The organism is Pseudomonas sp. GW822-FHT03F04, from assembly GCF_058801405.1.
Window position 1 is genome coordinate 59,711 of the sequence record NZ_JBXANF010000005.1, and the last position, 15,691, is coordinate 75,401.

13 protein-coding genes are annotated in these 15,691 nt (G+C 59.5%); 1 reads left to right on the plus strand and 12 read right to left on the minus strand.

The features are described from left to right. Position 1: 1 nt before the first annotated feature. The 12 genes from nuoC to AC1RMX_RS12720 all read right to left on the minus strand — a co-directional run bounded on the left by nuoC (position 2) and on the right by AC1RMX_RS12720 (position 13,901). Complete coding sequence (gene nuoC / locus AC1RMX_RS12665; RefSeq protein WP_096822261.1) at positions 2 to 1,786, minus strand: NADH-quinone oxidoreductase subunit C/D; 1,785 nt, start codon at positions 1,784 to 1,786, stop codon at positions 2 to 4. 70 nt (positions 1,787 to 1,856) lie between these two features. Further along, positions 1,857 to 2,531: a NuoB/complex I 20 kDa subunit family protein gene (locus AC1RMX_RS12670; RefSeq protein WP_003223809.1), complete on the minus strand. Its 675-nt coding sequence runs from the start codon at positions 2,529 to 2,531 to the stop codon at positions 1,857 to 1,859. A 10-nt stretch (positions 2,532 to 2,541) separates the two neighbouring features. Beyond that, complete coding sequence (locus tag AC1RMX_RS12675; protein ID WP_003223812.1) at positions 2,542 to 2,955, minus strand: NADH-quinone oxidoreductase subunit A; 414 nt, start codon at positions 2,953 to 2,955, stop codon at positions 2,542 to 2,544. 545 nt (positions 2,956 to 3,500) lie between these two features. Further along, complete coding sequence (aceA, locus tag AC1RMX_RS12680; RefSeq protein WP_011334956.1) at positions 3,501 to 4,826, minus strand: isocitrate lyase; 1,326 nt, start codon at positions 4,824 to 4,826, stop codon at positions 3,501 to 3,503. Positions 4,827 to 5,302: 476 nt separating this feature from the next. Continuing rightward, on the minus strand, positions 5,303 to 6,040 hold the full coding sequence (locus AC1RMX_RS12685) for a secretin N-terminal domain-containing protein (protein ID WP_493072107.1): 738 nt from the start codon (positions 6,038 to 6,040) through the stop codon (positions 5,303 to 5,305). A gap of 132 nt (positions 6,041 to 6,172) precedes the next feature. Continuing rightward, positions 6,173 to 6,598, minus strand: a complete 426-nt coding sequence (locus AC1RMX_RS12690) for a GNAT family N-acetyltransferase (protein WP_085712389.1) — start codon at positions 6,596 to 6,598, stop codon at positions 6,173 to 6,175. Continuing rightward, positions 6,591 to 7,763 carry a ribosomal protein uL16 3-hydroxylase gene (locus AC1RMX_RS12695; RefSeq protein WP_096822258.1) on the minus strand — a complete coding sequence of 391 codons (1,173 nt, stop codon included), beginning with the start codon at positions 7,761 to 7,763 and terminating at the stop codon, positions 6,591 to 6,593. The genes AC1RMX_RS12690 and AC1RMX_RS12695 overlap by 8 nt, the downstream gene beginning before the upstream one ends. An 86-nt stretch (positions 7,764 to 7,849) precedes the next feature. Beyond that, complete coding sequence (gene purB / locus AC1RMX_RS12700; protein ID WP_039767413.1) at positions 7,850 to 9,220, minus strand: adenylosuccinate lyase; 1,371 nt, start codon at positions 9,218 to 9,220, stop codon at positions 7,850 to 7,852. A 126-nt stretch (positions 9,221 to 9,346) separates the two neighbouring features. Next, positions 9,347 to 9,970, minus strand: a complete 624-nt coding sequence (gene hflD / locus AC1RMX_RS12705) for a high frequency lysogenization protein HflD (protein ID WP_096822257.1) — start codon at positions 9,968 to 9,970, stop codon at positions 9,347 to 9,349. Beyond that, a complete protein-coding gene (mnmA, locus tag AC1RMX_RS12710) occupies positions 9,967 to 11,091 on the minus strand; it encodes a tRNA 2-thiouridine(34) synthase MnmA (protein WP_493072110.1) in 1,125 nt (374 codons plus the stop codon). The genes hflD and mnmA overlap by 4 nt, the downstream gene beginning before the upstream one ends. Before the next feature lie 59 nt (positions 11,092 to 11,150). Then, positions 11,151 to 11,597: an NUDIX hydrolase gene (locus tag AC1RMX_RS12715; RefSeq protein ID WP_096822256.1), complete on the minus strand. Its 447-nt coding sequence runs from the start codon at positions 11,595 to 11,597 to the stop codon at positions 11,151 to 11,153. A gap of 78 nt (positions 11,598 to 11,675) precedes the next feature. Then, positions 11,676 to 13,901, minus strand: coding sequence for an NADP-dependent isocitrate dehydrogenase (locus tag AC1RMX_RS12720; RefSeq protein ID WP_096822255.1), 2,226 nt, complete (start codon positions 13,899 to 13,901; stop codon positions 11,676 to 11,678). A 481-nt stretch (positions 13,902 to 14,382) separates the two neighbouring features. On the opposite strand from AC1RMX_RS12720, the gene icd reads away from it, so the two are divergent. Further along, the gene (gene icd, locus AC1RMX_RS12725) at positions 14,383 to 15,639 is read left to right on the plus strand and encodes an NADP-dependent isocitrate dehydrogenase (RefSeq protein WP_003223831.1); all 1,257 of its coding nucleotides are present in this window, start codon (positions 14,383 to 14,385) and stop codon (positions 15,637 to 15,639) included. The last annotated feature ends 52 nt before the right edge of the window (positions 15,640 to 15,691 follow it).

Below are 15,691 nucleotides of genomic sequence, written 5' to 3' on the forward strand. Positions count from 1 at the left end.
CTTAGCGGTCCACGTCGGCCATAACGAAATCGATACTACCCAGGTACGCAATCATGTCCGCGACCATGCTGCCTTTGATCACCGAAGGGATCTGTTGCAGATGCGGGAAGCTTGGAGTGCGGATCCGGGTACGGTAGCTCATGGTGCCGCCGTCGCTCGTCAGGTAATAACTGTTGATGCCCTTGGTCGCTTCGATCATCTGGAAGGATTCGTTGGCCGGCATGACCGGGCCCCACGAAACCTGCAGGAAGTGCGTGATCAAGGTTTCGATGTGTTGCAGCGTGCGCTCTTTCGGCGGCGGCGTGGTCAGCGGGTGATCCGCCTTGTACGGGCCTTCCGGCATGTTGCGCAGGCATTGGTCGATGATCTTGACGCTCTGGCGCATCTCTTCGACGCGAACCATGCAGCGGTCGTAGGCATCGCCGTTGGCGGCCAGCGGCACTTCGAACTCGAAGTTCTCGTAGCCGGAGTATGGACGCGCTTTACGCAGGTCGAAGTCGCAACCGGTGGAACGCAGGCCGGCACCGGTGACGCCCCATTCCAGGGCCTCTTTGGTGTTGTACTGGGCAACGCCGATGGTACGACCCTTGAGGATGCTGTTCTGCAAGGCGGCCTTGGTGTATTCGTCGAGGCGCTTTGGCAGCCATTCAACGAAGTCTTTCACCAGTTTTTCCCAGCCGCGCGGCAGGTCGTGGGCAACGCCGCCGATGCGGTACCAGGCCGGGTGCAGACGGAAACCGGTGATGGCTTCGATCACCGTGTACGCCTTCTGGCGGTCGGTGAAGGTGAAGAACACCGGGGTCATGGCGCCGACGTCCTGGATGTAGGTCCCCAGGAACAGCAGGTGGCTGGTGATCCGGAAGAACTCGGCCATCATGATGCGGATGACGTCGACCTTCTCGGGCACCTTGATGCCGGCCAGCTTCTCGACCGAGAGCACGTACGGCAGGTTGTTCATCACGCCGCCGAGGTAGTCGATACGATCGGTGTACGGAATGAAGCTGTGCCAGGACTGACGCTCGGCCATCTTCTCGGCACCACGGTGGTGGTAACCGATGTCCGGAACGCAGTCGACGATCTCTTCACCGTCCAGTTGCAGGATGATGCGGAACGCACCGTGAGCCGAAGGGTGGTTCGGACCCAGGTTGAGGAACATGTAGTCCTCGTTCGGGCCGGAACGTTTCATGCCCCAGTCTTCAGGACGGAAACGCGCAGCTTCTTCCTCAAGCTGTTGCTTGGCCAGGTTCAGGCTGTACGGATCGAATTCGGTGGCGCGCGCCGGGAAGTCCTTGCGCAGCGGGTGACCTTCCCAGGTCGGCGGCATCATGATGCGCGACAGGTGAGGGTGACCTTTGAAGTCGATACCGAACATGTCCCAGACTTCACGCTCGTACCAGTTGGCGTTCGGCCAGATGCTGGTGACGGTCGGCAAGCTGAGGTCGCTCTCGGACAAGGCGACCTTGATCATCACGTCACTATTACGTTCCAGCGACATGAGGTGATAGAACACGGTGAACTCAGCGTCGCTCGGCAGGCCTTGACGCTTGGTGCGCAGACGCTCGTCCACGCCGTGCAGGTCATAGAGCATGACGTACGGCTTGGGCAGGTTGCGCAGGAAGGTCAGGACTTCGACGAGCTTGGCACGCGCCACCCACAGCACCGGCATGCCGGTGCGGGTCGGCTGGGCGGTGAACGCCTCGGGGCCAAAACGATTGTTCAGTTCGACGACCACATCCTGGTCGTCTGCCTTATAAGGCGGGATGTACAGAGCACTGCCTGTAGTCATGGTTATTTTTTCGCTTTCGGTCAACGTAAAGAATGAAGCCAGCTTCTCGTTTCTTTGAAACAGATCTGGATCAGACTTCGTCAGGGCTGCGCAGGTTGGTGACTGCGATTCGCTGTTCGCGGCGCTGTTCCTTCTGCGAAGGCATGTCGGCGCGATAAACGCCTTGATCGCCAACGACCCAGGAAAGTGGGCGACGCTCCTGTCCAATGGATTCCTGCAACAGCATCAAGCCTTGCAGAAATGCTTCCGGACGGGGCGGGCAGCCAGGTACGTAGACGTCAACGGGCAGGAACTTGTCCACCCCTTGAACCACGGAGTAGATGTCGTACATGCCACCGGAGTTGGCGCACGAACCCATCGAGATCACCCATTTGGGCTCGAGCATCTGCTCGTACAGACGCTGAATGATCGGCGCCATCTTGATGAAGCACGTACCGGCGATAACCATGAAGTCGGCCTGGCGCGGTGATGCCCGGATAACTTCGGCGCCGAAGCGCGCGATGTCGTGGGGCGCCGTGAAGGCCGTGGTCATTTCCACGTAGCAGCACGAAAGACCGAAGTTGTACGGCCACAGGGAGTTCTTACGTCCCCAGTTGACCGCGCCACTCAGCACGTCTTCCAGCTTGCCCATGAAAATGTTTTTGTGGACTTGATCTTCTAACGGATCGGAAACGGTTTCCCGTTCGCCAATCGGATACTGCTCGTTAGGAGCATCGGGGTCGATTCTGGTGAGATTGTATTGCATTGCCAAAGCCTCATTGTTTCAGCTTCGCCTGCCGCTTGCGACGAGCTTCCGGAGCCCAGTCAAGGGCGCCCACTCGGAACAGGTAGACAAGACCTGCCAACAGAATTGCTATGAAAACGAGAGCTTCGACGAATCCGGTCCAGCCGCTTTCGCGGACGGACACAGACCATGCAAAGAGAAAGAGGGCTTCGATATCGAAGATCACGAACAGCATCGCGACCAGATAGAATTTGGCTGAGAGCCGCAAGCGGGCGCCACCGGTAGGTAGCATGCCGGACTCGAACGGTTCGTTTTTGCTGCGGCCCCAGGCTTTTGACCCGAGGAGGCTGGAGACGCCGAGCATGAAGGCACACAGGCCGACTACGCCCAGAAGGAAAATGGCAAAGCCCCAGTTGTGGGCCATGAGTCCTGTCGCTTCGGGCATGCTGGTAATCCTTAACAGAGAGCAAAGGTCTCTGAGCTTGATAAAGAAATAAGGCAGTGACGATATGTCGCAGCAATCAATCGCGCTGATTTTATGGCTAAACACCCTGCAAGTAAAATTCCTATAGCGAAATTATTTATTGGAATAAGGACATAGCGCACCTCGATGGCCCCGCAGCCCATGCGTTGCGGGCATTAGCCGGGATTTCACGAATTATGTTTTGTAGGAAATGTAACGAACATAGTTGCCGCTAAATGATAATTAATATCGTTTGGAGTGGTTTTGTAACTGTTTAGCGATTGGGCAGTTGGGAAGTTGTCTTATATCCGCGTTACTGCAAGTAGCGGCGGCGCACGTTTTAACCGATTTTTGTGACGCGGATAGCGCTCTGGATCAATGTTTTGCCTGACAGATTGTGCCGACCCTGAGAGGTTCAGGAAGTCACAGGCAAAAAAACGCCCCGAACCAGTCGGGGCGTCAGTTTTTCGGCAATGCGGTTAGCTTTCTACACGGTCCGCAAAGGCCGTTTACTCAGGCGAAGTCGATCAGTGGAACTGTTCTTCTTCGGTCGAACCGGTCAGCGCGGTCACCGAGGACGTGCCGCCCTGGATCACGGTGGTCATGTCGTCGAAGTAGCCAGTGCCCACTTCCTGCTGGTGAGCCACGAAGGTGTAACCCTTGGCGGCGTCAGCGAATTCCTGCTCTTGCAGCTTCACGTAGGCGGTCATGTCGTTGCGGGCGTAGTCGTGCGCCAGGTTGAACATGCTGTGCCACATGTTGTGAATGCCGGCCAGGGTGATGAACTGGTGCTTGTAACCCATGGCGGACAGTTCGCGCTGGAACTTGGCGATGGTCGCGTCGTCCAGGTTTTTCTTCCAGTTGAAGGAAGGCGAGCAGTTGTACGACAGGATCTGGTCCGGGTATTCCTTCTTGATCGCTTCAGCGAAGCGACGGGCTTCGTCCAGATCCGGCTTGGCGGTTTCGCACCAGATCAGGTCGGCGTACGGCGCGTAGGCCAGGCCACGGGCGATTGCCTGGTCCAGACCTGCACGAACCTTGTAGAAACCTTCCTGAGTGCGGGTGCCGGTTACGAACGGTTGGTCGTACGGGTCGCAGTCGGACGTCAGCAGGTCGGCAGCGTTGGCGTCGGTACGGGCCAGGATGATGGTCGGTACGCCGGCAACGTCGGCAGCCAGACGAGCAGCGGTCAGCTTCTGTACGGCTTCCTGGGTAGGAACCAGCACCTTGCCGCCCATGTGGCCGCATTTCTTCACGGAAGCCAGTTGGTCTTCGAAGTGAACGCCGGCGGCGCCTGCCTCGATCATGCTCTTCATCAGCTCGTAGGCGTTCAGTACGCCGCCGAAACCGGCTTCAGCGTCAGCCACGATTGGTGCGAAGTAGTCGATGTAGCCTTCGTCGCCCGGGTTCTTGCCGGCTTTCCACTGGATCTGGTCGGCACGACGGAACGAGTTGTTGATGCGCTTGACCACGGTTGGAACCGAGTCCACCGGGTACAGCGACTGGTCCGGGTACATCGATTCGGCGGAGTTGTTGTCCGCAGCGACTTGCCAGCCCGACAGGTAGATCGCCTGGATACCGGCTTTAACCTGTTGTACAGCCTGGCCGCCGGTCAGGGCGCCCATGCAGTTGACGAAATCTTTCTCTGGGCGGAAGGACGGCTTGGCACCCTGGGTGACCAGGTTCCACAGTTTTTCGGCGCCCATTTTTGCAAAGGTGTGCTCTGGTTGAACCGAGCCACGCAGACGGACGACGTCAGCAGCGGAGTAATTGCGAGTCACGCCTTTCCAGCGCGGGTTTTCAGCCCAGTCTTTTTCAAGGGCTGCAATTTGCTGTTCGCGTGTCAGTGCCATGGAGATAAACCTCGTCGCGTCTTTATGAAAAGTTGTTCTGCGGTGGAAAATTCCTTGCGCTCGCTGACCAGAAGCTTAGGTGGTCAGGTCGGGTTCGGCGGGGCAGGCGACGGGATGAACGATGGGCTCGAGGGGAAGTGAGCAGGTAAAGGCGAACTGGCGGGCGCATTCGGGCGTCGTGGGCCTTTATGCGAACTACAGTGTAAAGCCGGGTTACCTAATTACGCTTCCGTCCCTCGGGACAACTTCGTTCCAGTCGGCAACCTCGTCAAACACACCTTGTGGGCGGTACAGACACGAAACGGCTCGCGGGGATGGGTGCGAGCATCGCTTCGAAGGCCCTTGCCAGGGCCTCTGATTAGCGGGAGCGAGGCCATCATGCCTTCGCTTTTTTGGCTCGTCAAACGTTTTGTAGTGCTTTTTTACAAGCACTACATCTTTCGTCTAATACGACTAATCAGTCAGTTTTTGGTGCTTTAGTCCAACGTGTCGACTTTCACCCGCAACGTCATGTCATCCCGGCCTTGAGTCGAGTAGCTGCGGGCCAGGCCCTGTTTGTCGGCCTGAGTCTCGCGGTTCACGCCGGCGAGGGTGATCCACTCGCCCAGGCGTCCGGTGACGGTTGTGTCGGTGCTCTGCACGTTCACTACATCGGGACGTTCCTGGCTCATGCGGTCACGGTTGGTACTGATTGCCAGGTGAACGGTGTCGCCGGTGACACTGGCAGTGACGTAGAAGCCCTGAGTGACGTTGCGATACTGGGTCTGGCTGCTGTAATCACCGTAGGAATTGGTCTGGCTGCTGGTGATCGGCACGCTCTGGCCGACCTGGATCAGGGCGGGCGCGCCTTCGCTGGCCTGAATCTGCTGGATGCCGCCGTCGCGGCTGGACGTGCTGTAGTTGATGATCCTGGTTTGCTGGTCGCCGGTGTTCTGTTGGTTGTTTTCGTTGGTGTCGACGGTGATCAGCAGGCGTTTGGGCTCGGTGTCCAGTTGGGTCAGCAGGGCCTTGAGGGCCTGAATCTTGTCCGGTTCGGCCTTGACGATCAGTTGGTTGCCATAGGCGCTGACCTGGCCGTCCTTGCCGATGAAGTCCTGGGCCACCGGCAACATGTCGGCGCTGGTGTGGAATTTGAGGGGCACGATTTCTGTGGCTGCCATCACCGAAAAACTGCAGCCGAGCAGCAGGGTGGTGAGCAGGGTGCGTAGGGACATGTCCGTTATCTCCGCTTTCGAAAGGCTTGATATTGCCAGTTTGTCGGCCCGGGGTGGGGCAAGTTGAATCGTAGACAGCAAAACGCCCCGGCATCATGAGATGGCGGGGCGTTTTGAGGTGTACATCAAGCGTTATGCCGAATGACGAACCATGTCGACATGCGGAATCCCGGCTTCCAGGAATTCCTCGCTGACCAGGTTGAAACCCAGGCGTTCATAGAACGCCGTGGCCTGCACCTGCGCGCTAAGCATCTGCTGCTTCAGTCCGCGAGCTTCGGCTTCGGCGATGACCGCTTGCATCAGCGCATCACCGACCTTCAGACCGCGCCAGTCCTTGAGCACCGAAACCCGGCCGATGTGCCCGTCGGGCAGCAGGCGGGCGGTGCCGATCGGAAAGTCGCCTTCGAAAGCCAGGAAATGCACCGCCGTGGCGTCATCGGCGTCCCACTCAAGCTCGGGCGGAACCGATTGTTCGGCAATGAACACCGTTTCGCGAATGCGGCGGATCTCGGCGTTGTCCTTTTGCCAGTCTGCAACACGTACGCGAATCTTATTCATCGTCGGCGAACCCCAGGCTCCCTTGCTTGACCAGTTCGCACAGCAGGCCGCGACCGTCTTCGTCGCTCAGCCAGTCACCGAGGTTGTCGGTGTGCAGAGCGTCGGCGGAGCAGATCAGCTTCAGCAGTTCGCGCAACTTGCCCGGCAGGTAACGGCTCTGGCCGCTGGCGAACAGCAGCAGATCGTCATCGACTTCCGACCATGCCAGGCGCGCGCTCGGGTTGCGGATCAGGATGGCGCCGTCTTCAAGTGCACTGAGGAAGTCTTCTTCTTCGACTTCTTCCGGGCCGACCACCAGCTCCGGATAACGCGGCTCGGTCATGTACTGGCCGAACCAGGTCAGCAGCAGGCGTTCGTCGCTCATGTGCTCGGCGAGCAGCGCTTTCAGGCGGCCGAGTGCATCGTGCTGGATCTGGTGTGGATCGCTGACCGGCTTCGCATCGGCGTCGGTGTAGCGCTCTTCGTCAGTCAGGAACTGGCTGAGGAAGTCAGTGAAGTGGGTCAGCACTTCGGCGGCGCTTGGTGCGCGGAAGCCGACCGAGTAGGTCATGCAGTCATCCACGGCAACGCCGCAGTGGGCCAGGCGCGGCGGCAGGTAGAGCATGTCGCCCGGTTCCAGGACCCACTCTTCGGTCTCGTGGAATTCGGCGAGGATGCGCAGGTCCGCATGTTGCAGCAGTGGGCTTTCGGAGTCGCACATCTGGCCGATTTTCCAGTTGCGCTTGCCGTGGCCTTGCAGCAGGAACACGTCGTAGTTGTCGAAGTGCGGGCCGACGCTGCCACCAGGGGCGGCGAAGCTGATCATCACGTCGTCGACGCGCCAGCTCGGCAGGAAACGGAAATTTTCCAGCAGTTCGCTGACTTCCGGCACGAACTGATCGACAGCCTGCACCAGCAGGGTCCACTCGCGTTCCGGCAGTTTGCTGAATTCGTCTTCGGCGAACGGGCCGCGGCGCAGTTCCCAAGGGCGCTCGCCGTGTTCGATCACCAGGCGCGATTCGACTTCTTCTTCCAGGGCCAGGCCGGCGAGTTCGTCGGCGTCGATCGGGCTTTCGAAATCAGGAATCGCCTGACGGATCAGCAGTGGCTTTTTCTGCCAGTAGTCGCGCATGAACTCGCGCGCCGTGAGACCACCCAGAAGTTGAAGAGGAATATCGGGATTCATATGTAACCTATTGAAAAAAAGCATTTTTCAGACGGGAATAAAAACGCCCGGCGCGGCCGGGCGTCTCAAACGGGTCAAGCAGTCGATCAGATGCGTTTGGCTTGCGCTACAGCGTTGCCGATGTAGTTGGCCGGGGTCAGTTGCTTGAGCTCGGCTTTCGCGGCGGCCGGCATGTCCAGGCCATCGATGAAAGTCTGCAGCGCTTCAGGGCTGATGCCCTTGCCGCGAGTCAGTTCTTTCAGCTTCTCGTACGGGTTTTCGATGTTGTAGCGGCGCATTACGGTCTGGATCGGCTCGGCCAGGACTTCCCAGCAAGCGTCCAGATCGGCGGCGATCTTGTCAGCGTTGAGTTCGAGTTTGCTGATGCCTTTGAGGCTCGCTTCGTACGCGATCACGCTGTGGGCGAAGCCAACACCGAGGTTGCGCAGAACGGTGGAGTCGGTCAGGTCGCGCTGCCAGCGGGAGATCGGCAGTTTGCTCGCCAGGTGCTGGAACAGCGCGTTGGCGATGCCCAAGTTGCCTTCGGAGTTTTCGAAGTCGATCGGGTTGACCTTGTGCGGCATGGTCGACGAACCGATTTCGCCAGCGATGGTGCGCTGCTTGAAGTAACCCAGGGAGATGTAGCCCCAGATGTCACGGTCGAAGTCGATCAGGATGGTGTTGAAGCGCGCAATGGCGTCGAACAGCTCGGCGATGTAGTCGTGCGGCTCGATCTGCGTGGTGTACGGGTTGAAGCCCAGACCCAGTTCGTCTTCGATGAAGGCGCGGGCGTTGGCTTCCCAGTCGATCTGCGGGTAGGCCGACAGGTGAGCGTTGTAGTTGCCGACAGCGCCGTTGATCTTGCCCAGCAGCGGAACGGCAGCGACCTGAGCGATCTGACGCTCGAGACGATAAACCACGTTCGCCAGCTCTTTGCCCAGGGTGGTCGGCGAAGCCGGCTGACCGTGGGTGCGCGACAGCATCGGCACGTCGGCAAAGCGGATGGCCAGTTCGCGGATGGCGTTGGCGGTCTGGCGCATCAGCGGCAGCATCACGTCGTCACGGCCTTCGCGCAGCATCAGGGCGTGGGACAGGTTGTTGATGTCCTCGCTGGTGCAGGCGAAGTGGATGAACTCGCTGACCTTGGCCAGTTCCGGCAGCTTGGCCGCCTGCTCCTTGAGCAGGTATTCGATCGCTTTTACGTCGTGGTTGGTGGTGCGCTCGATCTCTTTCACGCGCTCGGCGTGCTCCAGCGAGAAGTTCTCGGCCAGTTCGTTCAGAACGGCGTTGGCTTCGGCGGAGAAGGCTGGCACTTCCGGGATACCGGCGTGAGCGGCCAGGCGCTGGAGCCAGCGCACTTCAACCAGAACACGGGCACGGATCAGACCGTACTCGCTGAAAATTGGGCGCAGGGCCTGGGTTTTGCCGGCGTAGCGGCCGTCAACAGGGGAAACCGCAGTGAGCGAAGAGAGCTGCATGGGGTGTTCTCGGACAGTCGGGCAACGAAATGGGGCGCGTATCATACATGAAAAAATCCGCCGGTCCGTCGCCAACTGACCGGCGTATTACGCGTTACTGACTCAAAACGGTGTAGCGGGCGCGGTTCAGCTGCTGCGCATCAGCGGGTAAAGCTCTTTGAGCAACTTGCGACGGCTGATCACCAACTGCCAGCGATGACCGCCCAACTGACGCCACAGGCGTGCGGAACGGATGCCGGCGAGCAGCAGGGCGCGGATCTTCGAGGCGTTGCTCGGCTGCTGCAGGTTACGCATGTCGCCGTGCACCTGGATGCGTTGACGCAAGGTGCTCAGAGTGTCCTGGTACAACGCGCCGCACGCGGCGATCACGTTTTCGTGGGCCGGGCCGAAATGCTCGACCTGCGACTGGATCTGCGGCAGACGCTTGCCGATCACGTCGAGCATGTCGTTGCGCTTGGCCAGTTGTCGCTCAAGGCCGAGCATCGACAAAGCGTAGCGCAACGGCTCGCGCTGCAAGGTGCTCGGGTCGCGTTCGAGGGCGCCGATCAATGCGCGGTAACCGTCGCGCAGGTTGATATCGTCGCCGCCGTACACGTCCAGCGTGTCTTTCGGGTCGCGAACCAGCAGGCTGCCGAGCATGCAGCTCAGACCGGCCTCGTTGGTCTGGCCGGTCTTGGCGATCCGGTCGACCAGCACGGCGGCGAGAAACACACCGCCCAGAGCCGTCAGTTGCTCCTGAGTCGGGCTCATACCTGGCCGCTCCACGGCTCGGCGACTTCAATCACGCCGCCACCGAGGCAGATTTCTCCGTCATAGAACACCACCGACTGGCCCGGCGTGACCGCACGTTGCGGCTCGTCGAACACCGCGCGATAGCCGGTCTCGGTTTTTTCCAGTGTGCAGGCCTGATCGCTCTGGCGATAACGAACCTTGGCCGTCAGGCGCAGCGGCTGGCTCAAATCGATCGGGTTGACCCAATAGATTTCCGAAGCGAGCAGGGCGCTGGAGAACAGCCACGGATGGTTGTTGCCCTGGCCGACGATCAGCTCGTTGGTGTCCAGATCCTTGCGCAGCACGTACCACGGCTCGTCGCCAGCGTCTTTCAGACCGCCGATGCCCAGGCCCTGGCGCTGGCCGATGGTGTGGTACATCAAGCCGTGGTGACGGCCAATGACTTCGCCTTCGGTGGTCTTGATCTCGCCCGGTTGCGCCGGCAGGTATTGCTTGAGGAAATCGCTGAAACGACGCTCGCCGATGAAGCAGATCCCGGTGGAATCCTTCTTCTTGGCGGTCGCCAGTTCGTATTTCTCGGCGATTGCACGGACTTCCGGCTTTTCCAGCTCACCGACCGGGAACAGGGTCTTGGCGATCTGTTCGCCGCCGACGGCGTGCAGGAAGTAGCTCTGGTCCTTGTTCGGGTCCAGGCCCTTGAGCAGTTCGGTGCGGCCATCGATGTCGCGGCGGCGCACATAGTGGCCGGTGGCGATCAGGTCGGCGCCGAGCATCATGGCGTAGTCGAGGAACGCCTTGAACTTGATCTCGCGGTTGCACAGGATGTCCGGATTCGGCGTGCGGCCGGCCTTGTATTCGGCCAGGAAGTGCTCGAACACGTTGTCCCAGTACTCGGCGGCGAAGTTGGCGGTGTGCAGCTTGATACCGATCTTGTCGCACACGGCCTGAGCATCCGCCAGGTCGTCCATGGCGGTGCAGTATTCCGTTCCGTCGTCTTCTTCCCAGTTCTTCATGAACAGGCCTTCCACCTCATAACCCTGCTCGATCAGCAGGAGAGCGGAAACGGAAGAGTCCACGCCGCCGGACATGCCGACAATGACGCGCTTCTTGGATGTGTCAGAAGGGGCTGGATCACGCATAGGGATTCAATGAGTGTCTTGAAAAAGGACGCGATTCTATCAGGCTCACGGCCTCAAGGCTAAAGGGAAGGGCGGATCAGTTCGAGGCCAAAGCGATTGCCGGCCAGATAATCATCGATGCAGCGGATGATCAGCTCGCTGCGCCAGTGATCGCGCTGGGCCAATAATTCGTCGCGGGTCAGCCACTTGGCGCCGACGATACCGTCGTCCAGCTGATAATCCGGGTGGTGTTTCACGGCTTTGGCGCTGAAGCACACGCGCTGGTAAGTCACGCCGTTGCTGGGTGCGGTGTACAGATAAATGCCGATCACGCTGGTGGGTTCGACGTCCCAGCCGGTTTCTTCGAGGGTTTCGCGCACGGCGGCTTCGATCAGGGTTTCGTCCGGATCCAGATGACCGGCCGGCTGATTGAGCACGTTACGGCCAGCCTTGTGTTCCTCGACCATCAGGAAGCGACCGTTGTCCTCGACGATAGTGGCGACGGTGATGTGGGGGAGCCATTGCATGAATTGAATCTCCTGGGCGGAAGGCGGAAACACAAACCCCGGCACGAGGCCGGGGTTTGTGATGTTCCCTTTACAACCTTATACCAGCGCAGCGATGGCCGCGTTGAGGGTTGCGCTTGGGCGCATGGCCTTGCTGATCAGTTCGGCGTTGGCGTGGTAGTAACCGCCGATGTCCACTGGCTTGCCTTGAACGGCGTTGAGCTCGGCAACGATGGTCGCCTCGTTCTCGGTCAGGGTCTTGGCCAGGGTCGCGAACTGCGCTTGCAGTGCAGCGTCTTCGGTCTGGGCGGCCAGGGCTTGTGCCCAGTACATTGCCAGGTAGAAGTGGCTGCCGCGGTTGTCGATGTTGCCGACTTTGCGCGATGGCGACTTGTTGTTGTCCAGGAACTGGCCAGTGGCCTGGTCCAGAGTCTTGGACAGAACCAGCGCTTTCGGGTTGTTGTAGTTCACACCCAGGTGCTCGAGAGACGCGGCCAGGGCCAGGAATTCACCCAGCGAATCCCAGCGCAGGAAGTTCTCTTCGACCAGTTGCTGCACGTGCTTCGGAGCCGAACCGCCGGCGCCGGTTTCGAACAGGCCACCGCCGTTCATCAGCGGCACGATCGACAGCATCTTGGCGCTGGTGCCCAGTTCCATGATCGGGAACAGGTCGGTCAGGTAGTCGCGCAGTACGTTACCGGTCACCGAAATGGTGTCCTTGCCGTCACGGGTGCGCTGCAGGGTGTACTTCATGGCGTCGACCGGCGCCATGATCTGGATGTCCAGACCGGCGGTGTCGTGATTCTTCAGGTAAGCCTGAACCTTCTCGATCACCACGCCATCGTGGGCGCGCATCGGGTCCAGCCAGAAAATGGCCGGGGTGCTGCTTGCGCGAGCACGGTTGACGGCCAGTTTGACCCAGTCCTGGATCGGCGCGTCTTTGGTCTGGCACATGCGGAAGATGTCGCCGGCTTCAACAGCCTGTTCCATCAGCAGAGTGCCTTTGCTGTCGGTCACGCGAACCACGCCATCGGCCTTGATCTGGAAGGTCTTGTCGTGGGAACCGTACTCTTCGGCCTTTTTAGCCATCAGGCCAACGTTTGGCACGCTGCCCATGGTGGTCGGATCGAAAGCGCCATTGGCTTTGCAATCTTCGATCACGGCCTGGTAGATGGTGGCGTAGCAACGATCCGGAATCACAGCCTTGGTGTCGTGCAGCTGGCCGTCGGTGCCCCACATTTTGCCGGAGTCACGGATCATGGCCGGCATCGAGGCGTCGACGATAACGTCGCTCGGCACGTGCAGGTTGGTGATGCCTTTGTCGGAGTTGACCATCGCCAGCGATGGACGAACGGCGTAGACCGCTTGAATGTCAGCTTCGATCTGAGCTTGTTGCTCGGCCGGCAGCGCTTTGATGCGGGCGTACAGGTCGCCGATGCCATTGTTCAGGTTGAAGCCGATTTCTGCCAGCACGTCGGCGTGCTTGGTCAGGGCGTCTTTGTAGAACTCGGCAACGATCTGGCCGAACATGATCGGGTCGGAGACCTTCATCATGGTGGCTTTCAGGTGAACCGACAGCAGCACGCCTTGTTGCTTGGCGCTGTCGATTTCAGCGGCGATGAACGCGCGCAGGGCCTTTTTGCTCATTACGGAGCAGTCGAGGATCTCGCCCGCCTGAACGGTGGTTTTTTCTTTCAGGACGGTCGCGGTGCCGTCTTTGGCGATCAGTTCGATCTTCACGGCGTCAGCGGCGTCGATCAGGGCGGCTTTTTCGCTGCCGTAGAAATCGCCGGTGCTCATGTGAGCGACGTGGGACTTGGAGTCTTTGGCCCAGGCGCCCATTTTGTGCGGGTGCTTGCGCGCGTAGTTCTTGACCGACAGCGGAGCACGACGGTCGGAGTTGCCTTCACGCAGAACCGGGTTCACGGCGCTGCCCTTGACCTTGTCGTAACGCGCCTTGGTGTCTTTGTCGGCGTCGCTGGTCACGGTTTCCGGGTAGTCCGGCAGGTTGTAGCCCTGGGCTTGCAGCTCTTTGATCGCGGCTTGCAGTTGCGGAGCCGAGGCGCTGATGTTCGGCAGCTTGATGATGTTGGCTTCAGGCGTAACGGCCAGGTCGCCCAGTTCGGCGAGGTGGTCGGCTACGGCTTTGTCGCCCAGTTGCTCGGGGAAGCTGGCCAGAATACGTGCTGCAAGAGAGATATCGCGGGTTTCCACGGCGATATCGGCCGAGGCGGTGTAAGCCTCGATGATCGGCAGCAGGGAATAGGTGGCGAGGGCTGGAGCTTCGTCGGTGAAGGTATAGATGATCTTCGAGCGGGTGGGCATATTCGGATTAACTCTCTCTTCTTTGCTAAAGCGTGCGCAGAAACTCGAGGGGCGCCGGGTAAGCGCGTTCGTTCAAAGTCATCCATGAACCGAATGTCGAGATTCTTCGCGGTGATGTTGGGTGCATCAGTAGAGCGTCAAGCAGTCGGACTGCGGTAACAGTTCAACCAATCAGGCGGAAAGTCTCGTGCTAGAGAGGCCAGCCGTCGTGACCCTTTGGTCAGCGGGCGGCATTATACATAGGTAGCTGGCAATCTGCCGATGGTTCATATGCAACGATTCTCGTCCATTGGTCTAAAGGTCGCAGGCCGGGGTGGGGCGTAGAGTCGCCATGAATGCTTGAGATTGGCGCTTTTCCCTTTGCTTTCAGGCTTGTACGAAACGAGATGTGGTCGCGCCCGGAACAGAGGGTTTGCGTGTTGATTCAACTGGGTTACGCTCGAACCAAGCCAGATGTTCAATCCAAACAATGGAGTTCAGCATGGGTTACAAGAAGATTCAGGTTCCAGCCGTCGGCGACAAAATCACCGTCAACGCAGACCATTCTCTCAATGTCCCTGATAACCCGATCATTCCCTTCATTGAAGGTGACGGCATTGGCGTCGACGTCAGCCCTGTGATGATCAAAGTGGTTGATGCTGCCGTGGCCAAGGCCTACGGGGGCAAGCGCAAGATTTCCTGGATGGAGGTTTATGCTGGCGAAAAAGCAACTCAAGTCTATGACCAGGACACCTGGCTGCCCCAGGAAACCCTGGACGCCGTTAAAGATTACGTCGTTTCCATCAAGGGCCCGCTGACCACCCCGGTCGGTGGCGGCATCCGCTCCCTCAACGTTGCCCTGCGCCAACAGCTCGATCTCTATGTTTGCCTGCGCCCTGTGGTGTGGTTTGAAGGCGTACCGAGCCCGGTGAAAAAGCCTGGCGACGTCGATATGGTGATCTTCCGCGAGAACTCCGAAGACATCTATGCCGGTATCGAATGGAAGGCCGGCTCGCCTGAGGCCACCAAGGTCATCAAGTTCCTGAAAGAAGAAATGGGCGTCACCAAGATCCGTTTTGACCAGGATTGCGGCATCGGCATCAAGCCTGTTTCGAAAGAAGGCACCAAGCGTCTGGTGCGCAAGGCCCTGCAATACGTGGTGGACAACGACCGCAAGTCGCTGACCATCGTGCACAAGGGCAACATCATGAAATTCACCGAAGGTGCCTTCAAGGACTGGGGCTACGAGGTGGCGAAGGAAGAATTCGGTGCCGAGCTGCTCGATGGCGGCCCATGGATGAAATTCAAGAACCCGAAAACCGGCCGCGAAGTCATCGTCAAGGACGCCATCGCCGACGCCATGCTCCAGCAGATCTTGCTGCGTCCGGCCGAATACGATGTGATCGCCACCCTCAACCTCAACGGTGACTACCTGTCCGACGCCCTGGCGGCGGAAGTGGGCGGTATCGGTATCGCGCCGGGTGCCAACCTGTCCGACACCGTGGCCATGTTCGAGGCGACCCACGGTACCGCGCCGAAATATGCCGGCAAGGACCAGGTCAACCCGGGGTCGGTGATCCTGTCGGCCGAGATGATGTTGCGCCACCTGGGCTGGACCGAGGCGGCTGACCTGATCATCAAGGGCACCAATGGCGCGATCAAGGCCAAGACCGTGACCTACGACTTCGAACGTCTGATGGAAGGCGCCACGCTGGTGTCTTCTTCGGGCTTCGGTGAGGCGATCATCAAACACATGTAAGAAAGACCGCTGCAACGAAACCGCCCGGCTCGAGTGATCGAGCCGGGCGGTT

Bases quoted from the DNA above. Each gene is read 5' to 3' on its own strand.
- nuoC (WP_096822261.1), bottom strand. From the start codon at position 1,786: ATGACTACAGGCAGTGCTCTGTACATCCCGCCTTATAAGGCAGACGAC.
- AC1RMX_RS12670 (WP_003223809.1), bottom strand. From the start codon at position 2,531: ATGCAATACAATCTCACCAGAATCGACCCCGATGCTCCTAACGAGCAG.
- AC1RMX_RS12675 (WP_003223812.1), bottom strand. From the start codon at position 2,955: ATGCCCGAAGCGACAGGACTCATGGCCCACAACTGGGGCTTTGCCATT.
- aceA (WP_011334956.1), bottom strand. From the start codon at position 4,826: ATGGCACTGACACGCGAACAGCAAATTGCAGCCCTTGAAAAAGACTGG.
- AC1RMX_RS12685 (WP_493072107.1), bottom strand. From the start codon at position 6,040: ATGTCCCTACGCACCCTGCTCACCACCCTGCTGCTCGGCTGCAGTTTT.
- AC1RMX_RS12690 (WP_085712389.1), bottom strand. From the start codon at position 6,598: ATGAATAAGATTCGCGTACGTGTTGCAGACTGGCAAAAGGACAACGCC.
- AC1RMX_RS12695 (WP_096822258.1), bottom strand. From the start codon at position 7,763: ATGAATCCCGATATTCCTCTTCAACTTCTGGGTGGTCTCACGGCGCGC.
- purB (WP_039767413.1), bottom strand. From the start codon at position 9,220: ATGCAGCTCTCTTCGCTCACTGCGGTTTCCCCTGTTGACGGCCGCTAC.
- hflD (WP_096822257.1), bottom strand. From the start codon at position 9,970: ATGAGCCCGACTCAGGAGCAACTGACGGCTCTGGGCGGTGTGTTTCTC.
- mnmA (WP_493072110.1), bottom strand. From the start codon at position 11,091: ATGCGTGATCCAGCCCCTTCTGACACATCCAAGAAGCGCGTCATTGTC.
- AC1RMX_RS12715 (WP_096822256.1), bottom strand. From the start codon at position 11,597: ATGCAATGGCTCCCCCACATCACCGTCGCCACTATCGTCGAGGACAAC.
- AC1RMX_RS12720 (WP_096822255.1), bottom strand. From the start codon at position 13,901: ATGCCCACCCGCTCGAAGATCATCTATACCTTCACCGACGAAGCTCCA.
- icd (WP_003223831.1), top strand. From the start codon at position 14,383: ATGGGTTACAAGAAGATTCAGGTTCCAGCCGTCGGCGACAAAATCACC.